Raw genomic sequence first — 21,093 nt, 5'->3', positions numbered from 1 at the left:
AGGACGCGATTTGGACAAGCAGATCACTCAGCTCACCGCCGCGCAAAAGGCGCAATTGCTGAAGTTGGCCAAGGCCGCTCGGCTACGCCCCGCGGCTGCGTCTCAGGACACGTTGCAAGAGCGGATCGAGCATCAGCCAACCACCGGCCCGCAGCCGGCATCGCTGGCGCAGCAGCGCCTGTGGTTCCTCGACCAGCTCGAACACGCATCGACCATCGCGTATCAGTTGATGGGGTCGCTGGCCTTGCGCGATCCGGTCGATCCGGCCGCCCTGCATCGCGCCGTGCACGCCCTGCGCGACCGCCACGAATCGTTGCGCACCGTGTTCGGCACGCTCGACGGCCAGGCCGTGGCCACGGTGCTGGCGCCGGCCGACGTCGACATCGCCTTGCCGGTCGACGACCTGCGTGCGCTCGCCCCCGCCGAGCGTCAGGCCGCCCTCGCCCGCATCACCGCGCAGGAAATCGATGCGCACTTCGATCTCGCCCAAGGGCCGCTGCTGCGCGTGCGCCTGCTCCTGCTCGGGCCCGACACGCACACGTTGCTGTTCAAGCTTCACCACATCGTCGCCGACGGCTGGTCGCTGCTGCTGTTCGCACGTGAGCTGGAAACGCTGTACGCGGCCTTCCGCCAAGGCGCCGAGCCGTCCCTGCCACCGCTGCCGATCCAGTATGCCGACTACGCACGCTGGCAGCAGCGCTGGCTGCAATCGCCGCAGCGCGACGCGCTGGCGCAAGCCTGGGCGCAGCGTCTGGTCGCCGCGCCAGCCTTGTTGCAGTTGCCGCTCGATCGTACGCGTCCGGCCGCGCGCAGCTACCGCGGCGCCGGTCACGATCTGGTGCTGGATCCTGCGTTGACCCAGCGCCTCAAAGCCCTGGCTGCCGCGCACGGCATGACCTTGTTCATGCTCCTCTACAGCGCGTTCGCGGTGCTGCTGTCGCGGCTCAGCGGCCAGGCGACGGTGGTGATCGGCACGCCGATGGCCAACCGGCAACGCACCGAACTGGAAGGCGTGATCGGCCTGTTCGCCAATGCCTTGCCCCTGCCGTTGCAGGTGGACGAGCGCAGCAACGTCCACGCGCTGTTGCAACAGGCCCGGCAGATGATCCTGGACGCCTACGCGCACCAGGAAATCCCGTTCGACCGCATCGTGGAGACACTGCAGCCGGCGCGCAATTTGAATCACCATCCGGTGTTCCAGGCGATGATCGCGCTGCAGAACATGCCGCGCAGCCAGACCCAGGATGCGGCGACGGGGCTGGTGCCGCAGAACGGTGCCCAGTTCGATCTGTCGCTGGGGCTGGTGGAATGGGGCGATCGCATCCTGGGCACGCTGAACTACGCGAGCGACCTGTTCGATGCGGACACGATCGCACGTTGGGCCGCTGCGTACGCGCACGTGCTGCGGCAGATCGTCGAGGATCCGCAGCGTCCGCTCGCCACGTTGAGCCTGCTCGATGCCGCATCGCGGCGGCAGGTGGTGCAGGACTTCAACGCCACCGACCGCGCCTGTGCCGACGGATTGGTGCACACGCTGTTCGAAGCGCAGGTGGCGCGCACGCCCGATGCGATCGCCGCGGTCGATGCCAATGAGCAGGTCAGCTATGCCGCACTGGACCGGCGTGCCAATCGGCTGGCCCGGCATCTGCGCGCCTGCGGGGTCGGCCCGGAGCACCGCGTGGCGGTGAGCGTGGAGCGCGGGGTACCGTTGTTGCTGGCATTGCTGGCCACGCTCAAGGCTGGCGGCGCCTATGTGCCGCTGGACCCGGACGCGCCGCCGCAGCGCCTGGCCGAGATGTTGCACGACAGCCGGCCGACGGTGGTGCTGCAGACCCAGCGCACGCCGGTGCCGGCGCAGTTGGTCGGCGCCGCGCAGCAGGTGTGGCTGGACCAGCCGCACACCTGGGCGCAGTTGTCCGGTGCCGCCCTCGCGGTACCCGGACTGACGAACGCGCAGCTGGCCTACGTGATCTACACCTCCGGTTCGACCGGCCGGCCGAAGGGAGTGATGAACGCGCACCGCGGCGTGGTCAACCGGCTGCGCTGGATGCAGGACGCCTATGCGTTGCAACCCGGCCAGAGCGTCCTGCAGAAGACCCCGTGCAGTTTCGACGTGTCGGTGTGGGAGTTCTTCTGGCCGCTGCTGGCCGGCGCCCGGCTGGTGTTCGCACGGCCGGGCGGGCATCGCGATCCAGGCTATCTGCATGCGCTCATCGAGCGAGAAGGCATCGACACGCTGCACTTCGTGCCCTCGATGCTGGATGCTTTCGTGGAAGAGATCGGCGCCAGGGAAGTCGGCGCCGGGATGGAAGAGGTCGGTGCCGGTTCGACTTGCACATCGTTGACACAGGTGTTCTGCAGCGGCGAAGCCTTGTCGCGCGAGCTGGCGCAGCGATTCGCCGCGCGGTGGCCGCAGGTGGGCCTGCACAACCTGTACGGTCCGACCGAAGCGGCGGTGGACGTGACCGCCTACGCCTGCGCGCACCTGCCGCCAGCGGGCGAGGTGCCGATCGGCGCCCCGATCGCGAACGTGCGGATCTACGTGCTGGACACGCATGGCGCACCGGTCCCGATCGGCGTGCCGGGCGAACTCTACATCGGCGGCATCGCCGTCGCGCGCGGCTACGAAGCGCGCGCAGGCCTGACCGCCGAGCGCTTCGTGGTCGACGCTCACGGACCGACGCCGGGCGCACGGCTGTACCGCACCGGCGACCTGGGCCGTTGGCGCGCCGATGGCACGCTGGACTACCTGGGCCGCAACGACAGCCAGGTGAAGCTGCGCGGCCATCGCATCGAACTGGGCGAGATCGAAGCGCGCCTGCGCGACTGGCCGCAGGTCCGCGAAGCGGCGGTGGTGCTGCACGGCGCAGGCACACACGCGCGCCTGGTGGGCTATGTGACCGGTGTAGCCGCCCAGCCCCCCGACCTGGACGCACTGCGCCAGCACCTGCGCGCACACTTGCCCACACCGATGCTGCCGGCGGCGCTGGTGCTGCTGCCGGCGATGCCGTTGACTCCGAACGGCAAGCTCGACCGCAAGGCATTGCCGGCGCCGGACGCAGACGCGCTGCCGCTGCAAACCTACGTACCGCCACGCGGCGAGCGCGAACAGGCGCTGGCGCTGATCTGGCAAGACCTGCTGCAACTGCCGCACGTCGGTCGCCATGACCATTTCTTCGAACTGGGCGGCCACTCGTTGCTGGCGATCCAACTGGTCGCGCGCGTGCGTCTTGTACTCGGCCAGGAACTCGCCCTGCGCACGGTGTTCGCCTGCCCTACCCTGGCCGAGCTGAGCGATGCGCTGGCCACCGCCGATTCGGTGCCGGCGGAAAAAATCGAGCATCAGCCAACCACCGGCCCGCAGCCGGCATCGCTGGCGCAGCAGCGCCTGTGGTTCCTCGACCAGCTCGAACACGCATCGACCATCGCGTATCAGTTGATGGGGTCGCTGGCCTTGCGCGATCCGGTCGATCCGGCCGCCCTGCATCGCGCCGTGCACGCCCTGCGCGACCGCCACGAATCGTTGCGCACCGTGTTCGGCACGCTCGACGGCCAGGCCGTGGCCACGGTGCTGGCGCCGGCCGACGTCGACATCGCCTTGCCGGTCGACGACCTGCGTGCGCTCGCCCCCGCCGAGCGTCAGGCCGCCCTCGCCCGCATCACCGCGCAGGAAATCGATGCGCACTTCGATCTCGCCCAAGGGCCGCTGCTGCGCGTGCGCCTGCTCCTGCTCGGGCCCGACACGCACACGTTGCTGTTCAAGCTTCACCACATCGTCGCCGACGGCTGGTCGCTGCTGCTGTTCGCACGTGAGCTGGAAACGCTGTACGCGGCCTTCCGCCAAGGCGCCGAGCCGTCCCTGCCACCGCTGCCGATCCAGTATGCCGACTACGCACGCTGGCAGCAGCGCTGGCTGCAATCGCCGCAGCGCGACGCGCTGGCGCAAGCCTGGGCGCAGCGTCTGGTCGCCGCGCCAGCCTTGTTGCAGTTGCCGCTCGATCGTACGCGTCCGGCCGCGCGCAGCTACCGCGGCGCCGGTCACGATCTGGTGCTGGATCCTGCGTTGACCCAGCGCCTCAAAGCCCTGGCTGCCGCGCACGGCATGACCTTGTTCATGCTCCTCTACAGCGCGTTCGCGGTGCTGCTGTCGCGGCTCAGCGGCCAGGCGACGGTGGTGATCGGCACGCCGATGGCCAACCGGCAACGCACCGAACTGGAAGGCGTGATCGGCCTGTTCGCCAATGCCTTGCCCCTGCCGTTGCAGGTGGACGAGCGCAGCAACGTCCACGCGCTGTTGCAACAGGCCCGGCAGATGATCCTGGACGCCTACGCGCACCAGGAAATCCCGTTCGACCGCATCGTGGAGACACTGCAGCCGGCGCGCAATTTGAATCACCATCCGGTGTTCCAGGCGATGATCGCGCTGCAGAACATGCCGCGCAGCCAGACCCAGGATGCGGCGACGGGGCTGGTGCCGCAGAACGGTGCCCAGTTCGATCTGTCGCTGGGGCTGGTGGAATGGGGCGATCGCATCCTGGGCACGCTGAACTACGCGAGCGACCTGTTCGATGCGGACACGATCGCACGTTGGGCCGCTGCGTACGCGCACGTGCTGCGGCAGATCGTCGAGGATCCGCAGCGTCCGCTCGCCACGTTGAGCCTGCTCGATGCCGCATCGCGGCGGCAGGTGGTGCAGGACTTCAACGCCACCGACCGCGCCTGTGCCGACGGATTGGTGCACACGCTGTTCGAAGCGCAGGTGGCGCGCACGCCCGATGCGATCGCCGCGGTCGATGCCAATGAGCAGGTCAGCTATGCCGCACTGGACCGGCGTGCCAATCGGCTGGCCCGGCATCTGCGCGCCTGCGGGGTCGGCCCGGAGCACCGCGTGGCGGTGAGCGTGGAGCGCGGGGTACCGTTGTTGCTGGCATTGCTGGCCACGCTCAAGGCTGGCGGCGCCTATGTGCCGCTGGACCCGGACGCGCCGCCGCAGCGCCTGGCCGAGATGTTGCACGACAGCCGGCCGACGGTGGTGCTGCAGACCCAGCGCACGCCGGTGCCGGCGCAGTTGGTCGGCGCCGCGCAGCAGGTGTGGCTGGACCAGCCGCACACCTGGGCGCAGTTGTCCGGTGCCGCCCTCGCGGTACCCGGACTGACGAACGCGCAGCTGGCCTACGTGATCTACACCTCCGGTTCGACCGGCCGGCCGAAGGGAGTGATGAACGCGCACCGCGGCGTGGTCAACCGGCTGCGCTGGATGCAGGACGCCTATGCGTTGCAACCCGGCCAGAGCGTCCTGCAGAAGACCCCGTGCAGTTTCGACGTGTCGGTATGGGAGTTCTTCTGGCCGCTGCTGGCCGGCGCCCGGCTGGTGTTTGCGCGGCCGGGCGGGCATCGCGATCCAGGCTATCTGCATGCGCTCATCGAGCGCGAAGGCATCGACACGCTGCACTTCGTGCCCTCGATGCTGGATGCTTTCGTGGAAGAGATCGGCGCCAGGGAAGTCGGCGCCGGGATGGAAGAGGTCGGTGCCGGTTCGACTTGCACATCGTTGACACAGGTGTTCTGCAGCGGCGAAGCCTTGTCGCGCGAACTGGCGCAGCGGTTCGCCGCGCGGTGGCCGCAGGTAGGCCTGCATAACCTGTACGGTCCGACCGAAGCGGCGGTGGACGTGACCGCCTACGCCTGCGCGCACCTGCCGCCAGCGGGCGAGGTGCCGATCGGCGCCCCGATCGCGAACGTACGGATCTACGTGCTGGACACGCATGGCGCACCGGTCCCGATCGGCGTGCCGGGCGAACTCTACATCGGCGGCATCGCCGTTGCACGTGGTTACGAAGCGCGTGCAGGCCTGACCGCCGAGCGCTTCGTGGTCGACACCCATGGGCCGACGCCGGGCGCACGGCTGTACCGCACCGGTGACCTGGGCCGTTGGCGCGCCGACGGCACGCTCGACTACCTGGGCCGCAACGACAGCCAGGTGAAGCTGCGCGGCCATCGCATCGAACTGGGCGAGATCGAAGCGTGCCTGCGCGACTGGCCGCAGGTCCGCGAAGCGGCGGTGGTGCTGCACGGCACGGGCGCACACGCGCGGCTGGTGGGCTATGTGACCGGTGTAGCCGCCCAGCCCCCCGACCTGGACGCACTGCGCCAGCACCTGCGCGCACACTTGCCCACACCGATGCTGCCGGCGGCGCTGGTGCTGCTGCCGGCGATGCCGTTGACTCCGAACGGCAAGCTCGACCGCAAGGCATTGCCGGCGCCGGACGCAGACGCGCTGCCGCTGCAAACCTACGTACCGCCACGCGGCGAGCGCGAACAGGCGCTGGCGCTGATCTGGCAAGACCTGCTGCAACTGCCGCACGTCGGTCGCCATGACCATTTCTTCGAACTGGGCGGCCACTCGTTGCTGGCGATCCAACTGGTCGCGCGCGTGCGTCTTGTACTCGGCCAGGAACTCGCCCTGCGCACGGTGTTCGCCTGCCCTACCCTGGCCGAGCTGAGCGATGCGCTGGCCAGTACCGCCGCAACCGCGCAAGTGCAAATCCCGGTCGCCGACAGAAGCCGCCCGCTCCCGTTATCGCCGATCCAGCAACAACTGTGGCGCTGGGAACGTACCCGCACGAATCACGAGCACCCGGCGCTGTACTGCACCGCGCTGCGCCTGCACGGCACGCTGGACCGCAAGGCCTGCACCGCGGCCCTGGACGCGATAGTCGCGCGCCACGAAATCCTGCGAACCTGGCTCGACCTCGACGTCGATCCGGATGAGCCACGCCAGCGAATTTCGGCGCAGGCGCGGTTTCCGCTGTCGCAGTTCGATCTGGCCCACCTGCCGCAAGCGCAGCGCGAGCAAAGGGTGTTCGACTTGTACAGACAGTTCGGCAGCGAGCCGTTCGACGTGAGCGCCGGGCCGTTGCTGCGCGCCTGCCTGATCCGCCTTGATCCGAGCACACATGTGCTGATCCTGGCCCTGCATCGCCTGATCTGCGATGCATGGTCGCTGGAAGTTCTGATCCGCGAGACCAGCGCGCTGTACAATGCGTTCAAGGCCGGCGAAAACCCGTCCCTGCCGCCGCTACCGATCCAGTTCGCCGACTATGTCGCCTGGTTTCACGACTGGATGCAGGGTGAAAACCTGCGCAAGCACGTCGAGTACTACACCCACCATCTTGCCGGCGCGCCGGTGGCGCTGGCGCTGCCGGCCGACACCCCCGTCGGGCCGGTGGACAGTCACCGCGCCGCTGCAGTCCATCTGGTGTGCGGACGCGCGTTGAGCAACGGCCTGTTGCGCCTGGTCAAGGACAGTGGCGTGACTCCATCGATGGCGATCCTCGCCGGCTATGCACTGTTGCTGATGCGCTTGAGCGGTCAGGACGACGTCATCATTGGCACGATCGTGGGCAACCGTCCGCGAATGGAGCTGGAATCGCTGATCGGTCCGTTCGCCCAGGCCATCGCCATGCGCTTTCGTGTGGACGCGGACATGACCGTGAGCGGTTTCCTGCATGCCGTACGCGAAGTCGCCGTCGCCAGCCAGAGCTACCAGTCGCTGTCGGCGGAAAAGATCTTCGATGCGATGAACTTGCGCCACCGTCCGATCGGCGCGCTGTTCCGGTTCCAGAACGAACCGCGCAGCCCGCTGTCGCTCGACGGCCTCAGCGTGCAGCCGCAACCCGATGGACCGGAAGGCAGGCCGGACCTGCTGCACGTCGACGTGTCGCTGGTGGTGGATCAGCAGCCCGGGCAGATCCTGGCCAACCTGCACTACGCAAGCGACAAATTCGAACACGCAACGGCGCAAGCCTGGCTGGACCGGCTGCGCTCGATCTACGCCGGCATGGCCGAACAACCGGACCGGCGCATCGCCGACTGGGATTTCTAAATCAGTGAGCGGCGACGGCAGGCACCGTTGCCACCGCCGCGCTGCGACCCGGACCGGCCGCGTCAGCCGACGCCGATACCGATCGGTCGGTACTCCACGCCTTCACTGACGCTACGCAGGTAACGCCATGGATCGAGCACCACCGAACCGGAAATAAAATGATAGTCCTGCAAAGCCGCATGCCTGCAACCGATCAGGTACACCCGCGGCGCATCGCGCGGGATATGCCGGTCGTCCGCGTCGACGTAAGGATCGAACAGCAGCACCTCGGCCTTGCGCTCTTCGAGCAGGTTCTTGAGCAGGATCGCTGCGCTACCGGTGGTGATGTTGGTCTCTTCTTTGTAGGCGTAGCCTAGGATGGTCAGCGGCAGGCGGTAGCTTTGCATCAGATCGGCGAGCCAGCGGGTCTGGCTTTCGCGCGCCTGCATCACATTCTCGAACCAGTCGAAACTCAGCCCTGTCTTGCGCGCATACCAGGACATGGCGATGTTGTCGCGCGGATGGCAGCCACCGCCATCGCCCATGCCACCGGACAGGTACTTGTCGCTGATGAGTCGGCGGTTGGCCAGCGCCAGGCACGCGACCACGTCGTCCACGTCGGTATTCGGGGTCTTGTGGCAAATCTCCATCGCCACGTTGGCGAAGACGATCTTCATGCCGATGTAGGTGTTGTAAAGCAGCTTGATCAGCTCGGCGTTCTCCAGCGTCGTGGCATGCACCGGCGCGGTGACCAGTCCGGCATAGAACGCCTTGATCGTGTCCAGCGCGGCCGGGTCGTGCGCGCCGAGCAGCACGAATTCCGGATTCAGGAAATCCACGATCGTGGTGCCCATCGCGATGAAGAACGGGTTGTAGACCAGCTTCATCCTTGCGTTGATCAGCGGCACCACGACATTGCGCATCGTGCCCGGCAGCACGGTCGAGATCACAACCACGATGGTGTCGCGCTCGATCACCGCGGCCAGCCCGCGCATGGCCTCGCACAGGTAGGTGTAATCGAAGTCCGCGCGCGCTTCACCGATGCGGGAAATCCCTTCGAACTCGGGCAGGTGCGGCGTCTGCACGGCCACGAAAATCACGTCGGAGTGTTCGGCCAGTTCTTTGAGTTCGCAGAAACGCAGGTTGCTGTCGCGCAGCGTCTGGTTGAAATCGGATCGTCCGTCGGGCCCTGTCTCGCGATATGTTCGCTCGGCCTTGCTCATGTTCTGCGTCAGGCAGTCATATCCCATCACGTCGTGGCCCTTGTCCGCCATCGCTACCGCACAAGGCAATCCGAGCTTCCCCAAGCCTACGAACCCGACTTTCATACGTTCTCCTGTTGTGATCGCACGGCGCGACGGTCGACACTCTTCCTTCTGTGTTCCCCTGACCGCCACGTGTCGCGGCGGCCGCATGCGCGCACGGATATCGCGAAATGCGCGGTGCGGTCCAGGCCGCAAGCCGCGGGGCGATCCCCGGCACGCATATTCACTTCGGCTTTCCGCCTCCTGCCTTTCGCAGTTGCAACGATGTCCGGCACAGCCGGCGCATGCACAAACTCCGACGCCTGAAGGCAACAGCAACTCGTCTCGCCGTGGGCATCGCGATAACTGCGCAAGCTGGCCGGCGACATGGCGAGGCGATCGCAGTGTATCATCTGTCCGCACCGTTCCCGTTGCGTCCGGTCCTGACTGTGTACGTCCATCGCGGGGACATGACAGTCGCTCGATCGTCGTCGGCTCGGCCGCACGATCGAGCGACGGTCCGGCGATTTCCTGTTCGCGCGACCTGCCCGGCGGCTTCGTCGGCTGCGGTTGTCGCGCTGCGACACGACGCCGGACGGCTCGGCACCGGCATGGGCCGCTGGCGCGGATGTCGAATAATTCGCAACGCTCCAGCCAACGCAAACGACCACGGATCAACGATGAGCAAATCGCTATTGCTGCTGACGCCGGAACGATCGCCGACGGTGCGCGTGCTGTTCTTTCCGTATGCCGGCGGCAACGCATCGCATATCCGCAACTGGGGTTCGTCCTTTCCGCGCAATGTTGAATTGCTTGGAGTGCGTTATCCGCGGACGACCGGGCAAGTCGCGCGCACGCCGCAATCGATCGCCGCCGAGGTCTGCGCCGATGTCGCTACGCTTGCGAACGTTCCGTTGATCTTCCTGGGATACAGCCTCGGCGCACTGGTCGCTTACGAGGTCGGCCTGGAGCTGTCGCGTCGCTGCATCGACGCGCCCGTGCACATGGTCGCCGCCGCGTCACGCGCACCGCACATGCCCAGGCGGTCCCCTCCGATTTCCGAACTGACCGATGCCGAGCTCATCGAGGAGTTGCGCCGCTACGGCGGAACGCCCGAAGCGGTGTTGCAGGACAAGGAGGCAATCGCGTATCTGCTGCCTTTCATCCGCGAAGACCTGTCGGTGGCCGAACGCTATCGCCATGCACCGTCGCACGCCTTGCATTGTCCGATTACCGCGGTGGCAGGCCGGTCGGACATGCTGGCCGAGGTCGCCGACGTCGCCGCCTGGGGCGAGCACACGCAGGGACCGTTCTCTTTTCACGAGCTGAATGGGGGGCACTTCTTCCTGCACGAGGATGCGGCCGCAGTGATGGCGATCATCCGGCCGCTGACCGAGCGATACCGCTGTGGGTATGGCGCTGGTCCGCCGGGGCCGTCTTGTGCGCGTGCTGGCGACGCTGGATTTATCGACCCATGGTTATTAGAGTAGCTGGCAAACGGACTGTAGGGATACACCCCGCATGAAACGGAAGCTTCTGGAAATCCTCTGCTGTCCAGGGTGCCGCAGTGAATTGGATCTGCATCCGGATCGGACCGAGGGCGCGGAGACCCTGGAAGGATCGCTGGAATGCCGCGGGTGTGCCCGCCGCTATCCGATCGTCAACCGCGTGCCGCGCATGATCTTGAACACCGCCCCGGTACAGAAGACCCGCTCGAGTTTCCGCACGCAATGGATGAGCCGCTTCGCCGGCAAGGCCGAGCGGCGCACCATGGTGTTCGCGCAAGACGTGCTCGACACGGTGCTGTGGATTCACCAGAGCGCGCAAGGCGCCCTGCTTGCTTCCGGACCCGACAGCTGGTGCCTGGACGCCGGCTGCGGAAGTGGGGAAAAAACCGTGGAGTTCGCCAAGTGCGTGCCGTCCCAGAACGTGGTCGGGCTGGACTTGAGCGATACGCTGGAATCCTCCTACGAGGAAAACAAGCACATCTCCAACCTGCACTTCGTCCAGGCCGACATGTTCCATCCGCCGTTCAAGGAAGGCACGTTCGCGTTCGGCATGAGCTTTGCGGCGATGCACCACACTGCGGACACCGCGCAGGCGTTCCGCGCGATCGCCGCGACGGTCAAACGCCGCGGCACCTTCCTCAGCTGGCTGTATCCGGTTGCCAAGGAATATCCCAACCACGCCTATGGCGCGCTGTACCGCCAACGCGACTGGCACATGCTCAACATTCCGCGGCACTTGCCGGCATGGGCGTGCATGCTTTGTTGCAAGGCCTACGTGGCGCTGCTGTTCCCGATCCTGATACCGACGATCAAGCGGATCAGCAATTTCGGCGCGTTGAGCGAGCGCAACCTGCTCAGCCTGAGCGAGCAATACCACTCGGCCGTCTTTTATACCCACGACAACGTCGCGCCCTATTACCAGCACCGGCATTCGATCGCGGAAGTCGCAGGCTGGTACAAGGAGTGCGGGTATGGCCACGTCAACACCGATCATCCCGGGTTGTACATCGCTCACAGGCTATAGGCTGGACGGAGAACGCGGCGATGGCAACCACGAACGACACGGTCGGCATCCAGATCGCAGCATCGCCGGCCACCGGGCTGCAATCGCTCGTCGATGCGATCCGCGCCAGCGCCGACGGTCGCTGCGCGTTCTTCGATCCAGACGGGTTCGCCTGGGTCGAAGAACTTGAGGCGGAGTATCCCGTCATCCGGGCCGAGCTGGAACGCGTGCTGGACGCGGTCGAACTGCTGCCGGGGCTGGAAGACGTGCAGGTCGGCCAGTATTCGCTGACCAAGGACCGGCGCTGGAAAGTGCTGCCGCTGTACGCCTACGGGCGCTGGTCCGAACGCAACGCGCGGCGCTGCCCGGCGACCGCGCGTGCGCTACAACGGGTGCCGGGGCTGCAGGTCGCGATGTTCTCGATCATGCAGTCGGGCAAGGAACTGCCGCCGCATTACGGCAACTACTGCGGGGTATTGCGTTATCACCTCGGCCTGGTGGTGCCCGATCCGCCGGAAGCGTGCGGCCTGCAGGTGGGCGACGAGGTCCGGCATTGGCGCAATGGCGCCAGCCTGATCTTCGACGACAGCCACCTGCATGCGGCGTGGAACCGCAGCGACCGCGACCGCGGCATCCTTCTGCTCGATTTCGTTCGTCCGCTGCCGCCCGAGCTGACCCGGCGCAACGACGAGGTGGTCGCGGCGATCGCCGCCAGCCCGTCGATCGAGGATTCGGCCAACCGATGGAACGCGTGGGAGAGCGCGTTCGGAGCGCAGCTCGACCGGTTGCTGGGCATCGCCGATTGAGCGCCGGCAGCGGCCGCTTGCGGCGCAAGTGCTGCGTCATCGCCGCGGCGATCGTTTCGTCGGGTAATGCGCTGGCCGCTTCGCTTGCAACGCGCATCGCCCACCGCTGGCCGTAATGACCGGGAGCCCCCTCCGATGTCCGTGAATGCAGTCCCGGTCGAAGCCGCACCGGGTGCCGCGATCGTTACCACCTTGCGCGCCGCCGGCGCCTACCTGGACAACTTCGCGCGCTACCACCTCGCCATCGGCTTTGCCCATTTGTACCTCTTTCTCGACGATCCCGCCGAAGCGGTGCCCGACTGGCTGCGCTCGGAACCGCGGGTCAGCCTGATCCGCCGCGACGACGCGCTTGAAACCGCCTGGCGACGCATCGCACTCGAGCACGAGCTGATCGGTTTCGCGCATCAATGGCGCGAGCGCGAAGTCATGGCCCGGCAACTGTTGAACGTGAAGATCGCCATCGACCTCGCCTTGCGCGCCGGCCAGCGCTGGCTGCTGCACATTGACGTGGACGAGCTGTTCCACTGCGCGGGCAGCACGGTCGCCGAGCATTTCCGCCATGCCGAAGCACTGGGCTTGCGCCAGGTTCATTACGCCAACCACGAGCTGGTACCGTTGTCGTGGCAGCCGGGTGACATCGTGCGCGAGGAAACGCTGTTCAAACTCTCGCCTGCCTGTGTCGACGATGAGCGGAAGCGCTGGTTCCTGAGCAGGTTTCCGCGGCGGCCACGCTATTTCAACTATTACCACTGGGGCAAGGCGGCCGCGCGCGTGGACGCGGGGTTGCTGCCGGGCATGACGGTCCATGAATTCACCGTGCCTGGCCAGGCCCTGCCTTCGTTGGCCGACGCGTTCCAGCCGTCCACGCGCGCATATCGCCAGCCGACGTTGCAGAGCGATCCGTGCATCCTGCATTACGCCATCGCCGGGTTCGACGAGTTCGTACGCAAGTACCGCGTGCTCGGTCGCTTCGCGGATCGCTGGTTCGGCAACGGCGTCGACATCCAGACCGCGATTCCCTTCCACCTCGCCGCGCGCGATGCGGTCGGCGCTGCGGATGCGGGCGTGGCGACGCGATTCTTCCAGGACAACGTGTTGTTTTCGTCGTCGGAGATCGACGAGCTTATCGAACGCGGCGTCTGCCGGCATTTCCCGCGGCCGGCGCGGCTGCTGCTGGAGGCTTCCGAAGCGAAGATGGCTTGAACTTCAAGCACAGCGCCGGCAGGCGCATCGCGATGCTTTCAACGCTGTGAAGACCATGGCGTCACCTTGAATCTACCCGCCACATCGAGTAGCGTCAGCAGCTGCCATACAAAGCACCTTGACCCCGTTGCGGCAGCGCGAAAACTCACGCAACGGATGCGGTTTTCTTGCCAGTCACGGAGGTCGTTGTGCCCAACCTGAAAGTCACGGACATTCGTCCGTTCATCCCCGCCAAGGACTTCGCGCTGTCCAAGCGCTTTTATACCGCCCTTGGCTGGAAAACCCACGATGTCGGCCCCGGTCTGGCCTTGGTCCAGTTGAGCGACCAGCAACATTTCTACATCCAGAATTACTACCTCAAGGACGTGGCCGAGAACAGCATGCTGCACGTGACCATCGAGGATGCGCAGGCATGGCACGCGCATCTTTCTTCGGTGTTGCAAGACGACACGTTTGCCGACGCGCAGGTGCAGCCGCCTTCCAGGCAGCCCTACGGTGCCAGTGTTGTATTCGTTCATGATCCGACCGGCGTGCTGTTGCACCTGTGCCAGTGGGACGGCTGATCCGTCCCAGCCCCGGTTTACCGGTCCGCTCCGGCGGTGATCTGCGAGCGCGGCCGGATGCAATGATTGCGACGCAAGCGCTGGATTGACCCGTCGGCCGGCACAGTGTCGGCGCGCTGATGCGTACACGCTTGCGAGCGTCTCCACGACGGCGCCGTCGACGCGCAAGCGGTCGTCAGGCGTGCCGTGCGTTTTTTCGAGGACGGTCGTGAAGCCAGCCCCAAAGATAGACTTTCTTCGCTGGTTCATCCTCCTGCTGTTCGCGGCGATTTTCGCGTTGCCGATCGGCGCCTTGGCCGTGCTTGCGCTGAGCCTGCCCAATCTGGACGGGCAGATCGCTTCGGCGGATATCGCCGCGCCGGTCAGCCTGCGCAGGGATGCGCTCGGCATCGCCGCAATCAACGCCGCCTCGCAAGCCGACGCCGCCTGGGCGCTCGGTTATGCGCACGCGCAGGATCGCTATTTCCAGATGGACGTGATGCGCCGGAGCGCGGCCGGCGAAATGAGCGAGCTGTTCGGCGGCGGACAGTTGGGTTTCGACATCGTCCAGCGCCGCTGGCAACTGCGCGCGCTCGCACGCGAACAGCTGGCTGCCTCGCGCCCGGACCTGATCGCGACCGTGCACGCCTATACGCGCGGGGTCAACGCAGGGTTGGCTCATATGCGGGTGCGGCCGTTCGAATACGTGGTTCTGCGCAGCGAGCCCAGGCCGTGGCGCGATGAAGACAGCCTTCTCATCATCCACGCGATGTTTCTGATGCTCACCGACGCAGGTGCGCGCAAGGAACAGTTCCTCAGCCGGCTCAAGCAAACGTTGCCCGACGACGTGTTCCGGTTCATCAGCTGGGATCACGGCGAATGGGACTCGAGCTTTCTCGACGGCACCACGGCTCCAGCGACGGCCGCGATTCCAGCTCCGCCGCTGCGCGACGCGTCGGCGCGTACACTCGGCGCCGATGCCGTACCGCGCGGGTATCCGGTTTTCAACGGCAGTAGCGCATGGGCGGTCAGCGGTCGCAGGACCGCCCATGCGCAAGGCCTGCTGGCCGTCGATATGCATTTGAGCCTGACCGTGCCGAACATCTGGTATCGCGCCGAAATCCATATTGACAAGGCTGGCACGCCCCGGCAATCGGGTTACGGCCTGACCGTGCCGGGTCTTCCGGGCTTCGTCGTGGGCAGCAACGGTCACGTCGCCTGGGGATTTTCCAACAGCCAGGGCGATTGGGCGGACCTGCTGACGTTGACGCCTTGCCAGCGCGGCAGCGCTCCGGGCTATCGGGTCGACGCGGACTGCCTGCCCTATCAAAGCGAGCAGGAGACCATCAAGGTCGCCGACGCGCCCGACACGGCGACGCGCTTCCTGCTCACCCACTGGGGTCCGTTGACCAATCGCGACCCGCGGCGCAAGCCGCTGGTACGGCGCTGGCTCGGCGACAACCGCCTGGCGACGAATCTATTGCACCTGGATCTGTTCGCAGCCAATAACGTGCCCGAAGCGATCCGCATCGCGCGCGCGTCGGGCATACCCCCGGTCAACTTCGTCGTCGCCGACGCGGACGGCAGGATCGGCTGGACACTGGCCGGGCAGCTTCCGAGTCGGGCAGACGGCTGCCCGATCGCGCCGCGATTGGCCGACTCCGCACGCGTCGACGATTGGAGCCGTCTCAACACCACGATCGCGGATCTGCAAGTCGTCGATCCGCCGTCCGGTTACCTCGTCACCGCGAACCAGCGCATCCTGCCCAAGGCCGACGCGCCGGCCGTATGCGACGGCTCCTACCAGCTCGGCGCGCGCGCCAGACAGATCGCCGATGCGCTCGATCGAACCAAACCGATCGACGAGGCCGCGGCGATGCGCATCCAGGGCGATGACCGCGCTCTGTTTCTGGAGCGATGGAACGAGCTGATGCTGCGCCTCATCGCGGAGCGGCCCAACCCACGCGACGGCAAGTACGACGTGCTTGCGGCGCGGCTGCGCGGCTGGACCCACCGGGCTTCGGCCAATTCGGTCGCGTACCGGGTCATCCGCGAATATCGCGACGCCGTGTCCGGCGAAATCCTGACGCTGCTGGCCAGCGGCAGCGGCATGACCGCCGCCGAACTCTATGACAACCTGCCGCAGGCCGAGTATCCCGTGTGGGCCATGGTCAGCCAACGCCCGGCGGCTTGGTTGCCTGCCGGTTTCGCGAGTTGGGACGATTACCTGCGCAGCATTCTTGATCGCAGCCTCAAACAATATCAAACCGACGATCCCGATCTGACCCTTTCGACCTGGGGTGAGCGCAACCGGTTGGAAATGCGCCATCCGATATTCGGGAACATTCCGGTGCTCGGGTGGTTCTTCAGCATGCCCAACACCGAGATGTCCGGCGACACCCACATGCCGCTGGTTCAAGCCCCGGGCTTCGGCGCAACCCAGCGCATGGTCGTGGCGCCCGGGCGCGAATCGCAGGGACTGCTGACGATGCCTGGCGGCCAGTCGTCAAATCCGCTGTCCTCGTACTTCGACAGGGGGCATGCACAGTGGGTCAAGAACCAACCTATGCCGCTTGTAGCCGGCGAAACGGAACACGAAATCCGGGTGCAACCAGAAACAGTGCGCTGACTAATACAAACGCCTGACAGCGCGGCCAAACCGCTGCTGGCCGCCCATTAGGGAACCTCTGAACAAAGCCCCGAGATGCGCGACACTGGGCAGACTCAACCTTCAAGTGCAACACCTCGCAGAGTGTAGGGTGTCGGGAAGAGAAAACAGTACAGTCGTCTGAGTCCTGAGGAGTGTGCGGTGCTTCAGGTGGAACGTGATTGAGGGACAAGCCTGCGAGCGATCGGCCGCTGCCTTGAACGCAGCGCATCGACCCTGAGCCGGGAAATTAGACGCCAGCAGTCGTCGCGACATTCGGCGGCAGTCAGCTATCGGGCGCAGCGTGCATCCGTGTCTGCTTGAACAAGGGACGGTCATGTTCGCCTTCGTGCATGATCGGCTGGTGTTCGATCGCTGGTCTCCCCCAGCAGATTGCCGCAGCACTGCGTGTCATGCATCCGGATGATGCCCGCCAGCGGGTCAGCCACGAAACAATCTATGCCGCTATCTATGCCCATCCGCGCGGTGGGCTGAAGAAGGCGCTGGTGGACGCGTTGCGCCTAGGCAAGCCGACGCGCGGGCTGCGGCTTACCACTGCGGCAAAGCGTTCGTAGGTGCCGGAGGAACTGCGCATCGTGCATCGCCCGGAGCATGTGGAGCAACGCCTGGTTCCAGGACATTGGGAGGGCGATCTGATCAAACGCGCCTTCAATCGCTCCTGCGTGGGCACGCTGGTCGAGCGCAAGACCCGGTTCTTGGTGTTGTGCAAGATGGAGGGCTGCACGGCCGAGGCGGCACTGGCTGGGTTTACGCGGCAGATGAAGAAACTGCCGGCGTTCCTGCGGCAGAGCCTGACCTACGAACGTGGAACGGAACTGACCTGCCACGAGGAATTGGCCAGGCGGTTAAACCTGGATATCTAGCACGCACACTCATGTACCGAATCATCCAACAGGCGTTCAAATTCGGCATCGGCTGCACAGCGCTGCATTGGCGAAAACGCCTTCAGCTACCGGCTGGAGCACAGCAAGACCAGCAGGCTGGTCCGAGCGCCACTTCCACACCAGACCAACCCGTGTTGGGCCGCGCAGGGTCGCCCTGGCTGCCTGGCTGAGCGCTGCCGACATCACAGGGGCCCTTCTTCCGCCGCCTCTGGGGTGAACGAGTCTGTCGCCGAAGGCGGTTGCAGCGATTGTGCAGCGGCGGGCATTGCAGGCGGGGTTAAACGGTGACTTTGGCGGTCACAGTCCGCGCTCGGGCTTTATCACCGAGGGCGGTCGCCGCCCGCCCTAGTGACGCTGACTGAGCATCGCTTCATGGCGTAAGTGATCGGCTACTTTAATGCCGGTGACGCGTCAAGCAACCCAGCGGCTCGACTGCTTGATCTCTAACGCGCGGGCCAACGCGTCATCGGCTTTTGCGCGGCTCCCGCTTCGCCGGAGTTTTCTCAAGGCTTTTGAGCAGATCCTTCTTCTGGCGAACGGATAGGTCGTTCCACTGCAGAAGGAGTTGGGCCAACAGTTCGTCTTCGGTGTAGAGAAATGCCGCGGGTATGCCAAGCACCTCCGCCAGCTGTTTGGCTGTCTTGATCTGGGGTTCGTGCTTGCCGCGTTCGTACTGGTTGATACGTGGAGAGGCCACGGCGGGATCCAAGCCGGCAAGGATGCCGAGCTGCTTCTGAGATAGCCCGGCTCGTTCGCGCGCCTGTGCTAGCCGCAGCGCAAAAACCGGATGTTCTGCCGTCCGCCCGTTCACTTTTACCCCCTCAAGAGAGGGTTAAGGATGGCGGAAGTGACCGGCGCTTGGATACTAAGATATTCTTAGATGCTATGGCAACGGCCAGCAAGCAGCTCGGGCCCTGGATTGACTGCTCCGTGTCCCTTCGTCAAAGAAATGAACAACTCAAAACCGCAGCCTCAGGGTCTTGGGCGTCTTGACGCCCCAACCATTAGCGACGTCCGTCATCTAGGCGGCCGTGGCGCCCTCTATCTTCTGGCTCTGGTGCAAGCTCTCCACGCGCGAACACGCTTGGCGCCCACCCTGGAGGGGACTCATAGTGTTCTTTCGGTATTGGATGCGCTGGGAGTCATCCGAATCGAGCCGGAGACCGGCCCGGATATCCATGCGATCGCTGGTGACAAGATTGCCTGGTCCTACACTTGGCCACACGTCCCCTTCGGAGAACTCGAATCGCGGCTCAAGGACTACCTGCAAAGTGAAGCTCAAGAGCCCCCTTATGCAGAGATGTGGTTAAGGGTCTGGCAGGAGCTGGTTCCGCTGGAGGTGACCGCTTATCTTCGGCATCAGTTGCGCATTCACCAGTTTCCCGACTTTTTCCTTGTTGAATTGGCCCGGCTACTCATGCCGTACGAGTCCCGATACAGCCTGGGCCATTGGCGCTATGCGTGCTGGGCAGCGGTTCGCAGCATGGCATCGATCTCCCTGCAATACCCAGGCAACGTCGAGATTTTGAAGTTCACGCTGAGCAGCGAACTGCCGCGGCGACTCAGGCTCACCCAGGGCAGCTTGGAAGGAAAGCTTTGCTTTTCCCCTTCCCATTCGCTCCCAGACTGTGCGCTAACGTCTGCGTTCTCCACCGTCGCCACGCGACTGGGCGATCGGTACTGGATGTCTCCCCCCACCCTTGAGCTGATATAGCACCTACGGATCTGCACTCGCGTCACGTACGTCTTGCCCACGATTAGGATTCGGCCAGACATGTGGGCATGGGTCTGATAGTCGGCCGCACGGGGTTGTCATACAGGACTGGCCAGGCGCGCCTTTCTTGCACCGGTCCGGCACGAGCTCCTTGCTGCGGCCAGACGCTGCCACCGAGGCTTCACCCAATGTCAGCCGGTGCGACTTCGCATGCTGGCCAAGTTCTGCCCTCGCCTGGCAGCTCCTTGAAGGTGGTTAACGCGACCTTGTCAGCAATCCCATCTGGGCCAGTTTGGTAGTGGAAATGGCACTGTCCTAGACATTGCCCCTGCTCGTTCGGCTTTGACTGCTGCATCGTTGAGCCGGTGAGCCCTCGGACTTAGTGGCGCAGGTGTGACACATGCGCCCATGTATCACACCGCGTAAGCAGTATCAGCGCCTTGCGGAGACACCTAACTGATCCATGATCCAGCACGCATCTGCAATAACATCGCTTTGGACATGACGCAATGATCGGCGGCCCGAGGTCGACAAGCGCTCCCCTAGGCTCATCACCTGATTGCCGACATGACGACAGTGAACGGCAGACCATTGAAAGGTGTGGGAAACAAAGACACTTGTATCGTGGGTGTGCTCGCTACGTCGGCGGGGTGATCGTATCTTTGAAGGAATATCCCAAAACGCGAGCAACATCTCGCTGGCGGAGGTCTTCCCCATAAGCGGTGCCTGCACGTACGCTAGCCAGCTCACCGACAAACACAAGCCCAGATGCGACCCTTCATACGCTAACAGGTTGACATTGTCTGACCAGACCGCAGTGTTGACTTGCCCGAGCTGGCTGCGCAAGCACCACATGGAGAAGCCGATGCTGCAGGGGCACTGAAGCTGATGTTTGCCTGATCCACCACCCATGCCTTGCATGCACGCATGGCCAGACTTCCGCGCCAAGGTGCGCGCCTGGGCGGCAATGCGAGAAATAGCTTCTGTGTGGCTATTAACAAGGGTTTTGGTTACTTGCCTAGGCGGGATGAAGCGGAAGTACTGACTAAGCACCCGGCTTTGTGGGCAAGGTGCTGCTGCGCGCATCCTCTCTGCCGCATGAATGCGCACATCATGGGGCGAAATACCCAACGGACGAGGCGGTCCGGATGACCATGGCAGACCGGCAACCCAGACCTGCTCAGCTGCCTGGCAGGTCGGTTGATCCCCGAACGAGGAGGCTTTAGGTGCGGCGGTCTGCGATATGGCGCCGTCATCCAGGCCATCCAGACGACTTCCGCATCCGCCGCATTGCAGCGGCTCCCTATCAAAGAAGACACGATAGCCAATGTGCTGGCCACAGTAGTTGCAGAATTGTTCGAGGCGGACTTGATGCTCAGGGCAGAGCCAGAGTGAGCGATGCTGATGGATCGCCTTGTGATGATTCCGCTTCATGCACTGCGGGCACCAGAACACCGTGGCTCGATACCACTCCAGAGGCACTTCAGTGAGGTCCTGGCGCGCCTTGGTGATCACGCGACGGAGCAGCTGATGCGTGATTTCGTCGTTCGCCACCTTCAGTTGCGCTACCCAGTTCATGAATTCGAACAGGTGGGTGGGCGAAGGCGGACGACACGGCTGGAATATGCGTAAGGGCCGCTCGATGAGTTTGGCAATA

14 protein-coding genes and 1 pseudogene are annotated in these 21,093 nt (G+C 64.9%); 12 read left to right on the top strand and 3 right to left on the bottom strand.

Annotated elements, in window-relative coordinates:
• Positions 1–10 precede the first annotated feature (10 nt).
• Positions 11–7,885, top strand: a complete 7,875-nt coding sequence (locus tag ABQY64_RS10695) for an amino acid adenylation domain-containing protein (protein WP_374151353.1) — start codon at positions 11–13, stop codon at positions 7,883–7,885.
• Between the two features lie 62 nt (positions 7,886–7,947).
• On the opposite strand, the gene ABQY64_RS10690 is transcribed toward ABQY64_RS10695, so the two are convergent.
• Positions 7,948–9,261 carry a nucleotide sugar dehydrogenase gene (locus ABQY64_RS10690; protein WP_349780516.1) on the bottom strand — a complete coding sequence of 438 codons (1,314 nt, stop codon included), beginning with the start codon at positions 9,259–9,261 and terminating at the stop codon, positions 7,948–7,950.
• Between the two features lie 527 nt (positions 9,262–9,788).
• On the opposite strand from ABQY64_RS10690, the gene ABQY64_RS10685 reads away from it, so the two are divergent.
• The 10 genes and pseudogenes from ABQY64_RS10685 (at position 9,789) to ABQY64_RS10640 (ending at position 17,701) form a co-directional block, all read left to right on the top strand.
• Positions 9,789–10,598 (top strand): alpha/beta fold hydrolase, encoded by an 810-nt coding sequence (locus ABQY64_RS10685; RefSeq protein WP_349780515.1) that lies wholly within the window; start codon positions 9,789–9,791, stop codon positions 10,596–10,598.
• 31 nt (positions 10,599–10,629) lie between these two features.
• Positions 10,630–10,719, top strand: a pseudogene (locus ABQY64_RS10680) (Trm112 family protein); the annotation flags it as partial.
• Positions 10,720–10,785: 66 nt separating this feature from the next.
• Positions 10,786–11,640, top strand: coding sequence for a class I SAM-dependent methyltransferase (locus tag ABQY64_RS10675; protein WP_252513682.1), 855 nt, complete (start codon positions 10,786–10,788; stop codon positions 11,638–11,640).
• A gap of 20 nt (positions 11,641–11,660) precedes the next feature.
• Positions 11,661–12,425 (top strand): aspartyl/asparaginyl beta-hydroxylase domain-containing protein, encoded by a 765-nt coding sequence (locus tag ABQY64_RS10670; RefSeq protein WP_180968751.1) that lies wholly within the window; start codon positions 11,661–11,663, stop codon positions 12,423–12,425.
• A 192-nt stretch (positions 12,426–12,617) separates the two neighbouring features.
• The gene (locus tag ABQY64_RS10665) at positions 12,618–13,628 is read left to right on the top strand and encodes a glycosyltransferase family 2 protein (protein WP_374151352.1); all 1,011 of its coding nucleotides are present in this window, start codon (positions 12,618–12,620) and stop codon (positions 13,626–13,628) included.
• A gap of 188 nt (positions 13,629–13,816) precedes the next feature.
• Positions 13,817–14,191: a hypothetical protein gene (locus ABQY64_RS10660; RefSeq protein ID WP_104574333.1), complete on the top strand. Its 375-nt coding sequence runs from the start codon at positions 13,817–13,819 to the stop codon at positions 14,189–14,191.
• A 208-nt stretch (positions 14,192–14,399) separates the two neighbouring features.
• Positions 14,400–16,799, top strand: a complete 2,400-nt coding sequence (locus ABQY64_RS10655) for a penicillin acylase family protein (RefSeq protein ID WP_181098357.1) — start codon at positions 14,400–14,402, stop codon at positions 16,797–16,799.
• 213 nt (positions 16,800–17,012) lie between these two features.
• Positions 17,013–17,141, top strand: coding sequence for a hypothetical protein (locus ABQY64_RS10650; protein WP_374151363.1), 129 nt, complete (start codon positions 17,013–17,015; stop codon positions 17,139–17,141).
• Positions 17,142–17,230: 89 nt separating this feature from the next.
• Entirely contained in the window at positions 17,231–17,392 is a 162-nt protein-coding gene (locus ABQY64_RS10645) for a hypothetical protein (protein ID WP_374151351.1), read from the top strand.
• Complete coding sequence (locus ABQY64_RS10640; RefSeq protein ID WP_374151350.1) at positions 17,393–17,701, top strand: IS30 family transposase; 309 nt, start codon at positions 17,393–17,395, stop codon at positions 17,699–17,701.
• A 484-nt stretch (positions 17,702–18,185) separates the two neighbouring features.
• Here the strand turns inward: ABQY64_RS10640 and ABQY64_RS10635 are convergent, their stop codons facing one another.
• On the bottom strand, positions 18,186–18,533 hold the full coding sequence (locus ABQY64_RS10635) for a helix-turn-helix domain-containing protein (RefSeq protein ID WP_104574331.1): 348 nt from the start codon (positions 18,531–18,533) through the stop codon (positions 18,186–18,188).
• Positions 18,534–18,806: 273 nt separating this feature from the next.
• Here ABQY64_RS10635 and ABQY64_RS10630 point away from each other — a divergent pair, with 273 nt between their 5' ends.
• Positions 18,807–19,436: a hypothetical protein gene (locus ABQY64_RS10630; protein ID WP_258080384.1), complete on the top strand. Its 630-nt coding sequence runs from the start codon at positions 18,807–18,809 to the stop codon at positions 19,434–19,436.
• A 432-nt stretch (positions 19,437–19,868) separates the two neighbouring features.
• On the opposite strand, the gene ABQY64_RS10625 is transcribed toward ABQY64_RS10630, so the two are convergent.
• The gene (locus ABQY64_RS10625) at positions 19,869–21,014 is read right to left on the bottom strand and encodes a hypothetical protein (RefSeq protein ID WP_349780514.1); all 1,146 of its coding nucleotides are present in this window, start codon (positions 21,012–21,014) and stop codon (positions 19,869–19,871) included.
• Between the last annotated feature and the right edge of the window lie 79 nt (positions 21,015–21,093).

Source organism: Xanthomonas sp. WHRI 7065, from assembly GCF_040203115.2.
Lineage (GTDB): Bacteria > Pseudomonadota > Gammaproteobacteria > Xanthomonadales > Xanthomonadaceae > Xanthomonas > Xanthomonas arboricola.
This window is presented reverse-complemented; position numbering and strand designations above follow the sequence as displayed.

Coding starts and splice junctions, on each gene's coding strand:
- ABQY64_RS10685 (WP_349780515.1), top strand. CDS start 9,789: ATGAGCAAATCGCTATTGCTGCTGACGCCGGAACGATCGCCGACGGTG.
- ABQY64_RS10670 (WP_180968751.1), top strand. CDS start 11,661: ATGGCAACCACGAACGACACGGTCGGCATCCAGATCGCAGCATCGCCG.
- ABQY64_RS10675 (WP_252513682.1), top strand. CDS start 10,786: ATGATCTTGAACACCGCCCCGGTACAGAAGACCCGCTCGAGTTTCCGC.
- ABQY64_RS10645 (WP_374151351.1), top strand. CDS start 17,231: ATGCATCCGGATGATGCCCGCCAGCGGGTCAGCCACGAAACAATCTAT.
- ABQY64_RS10625 (WP_349780514.1), bottom strand. CDS start 21,014: ATGAACTGGGTAGCGCAACTGAAGGTGGCGAACGACGAAATCACGCAT.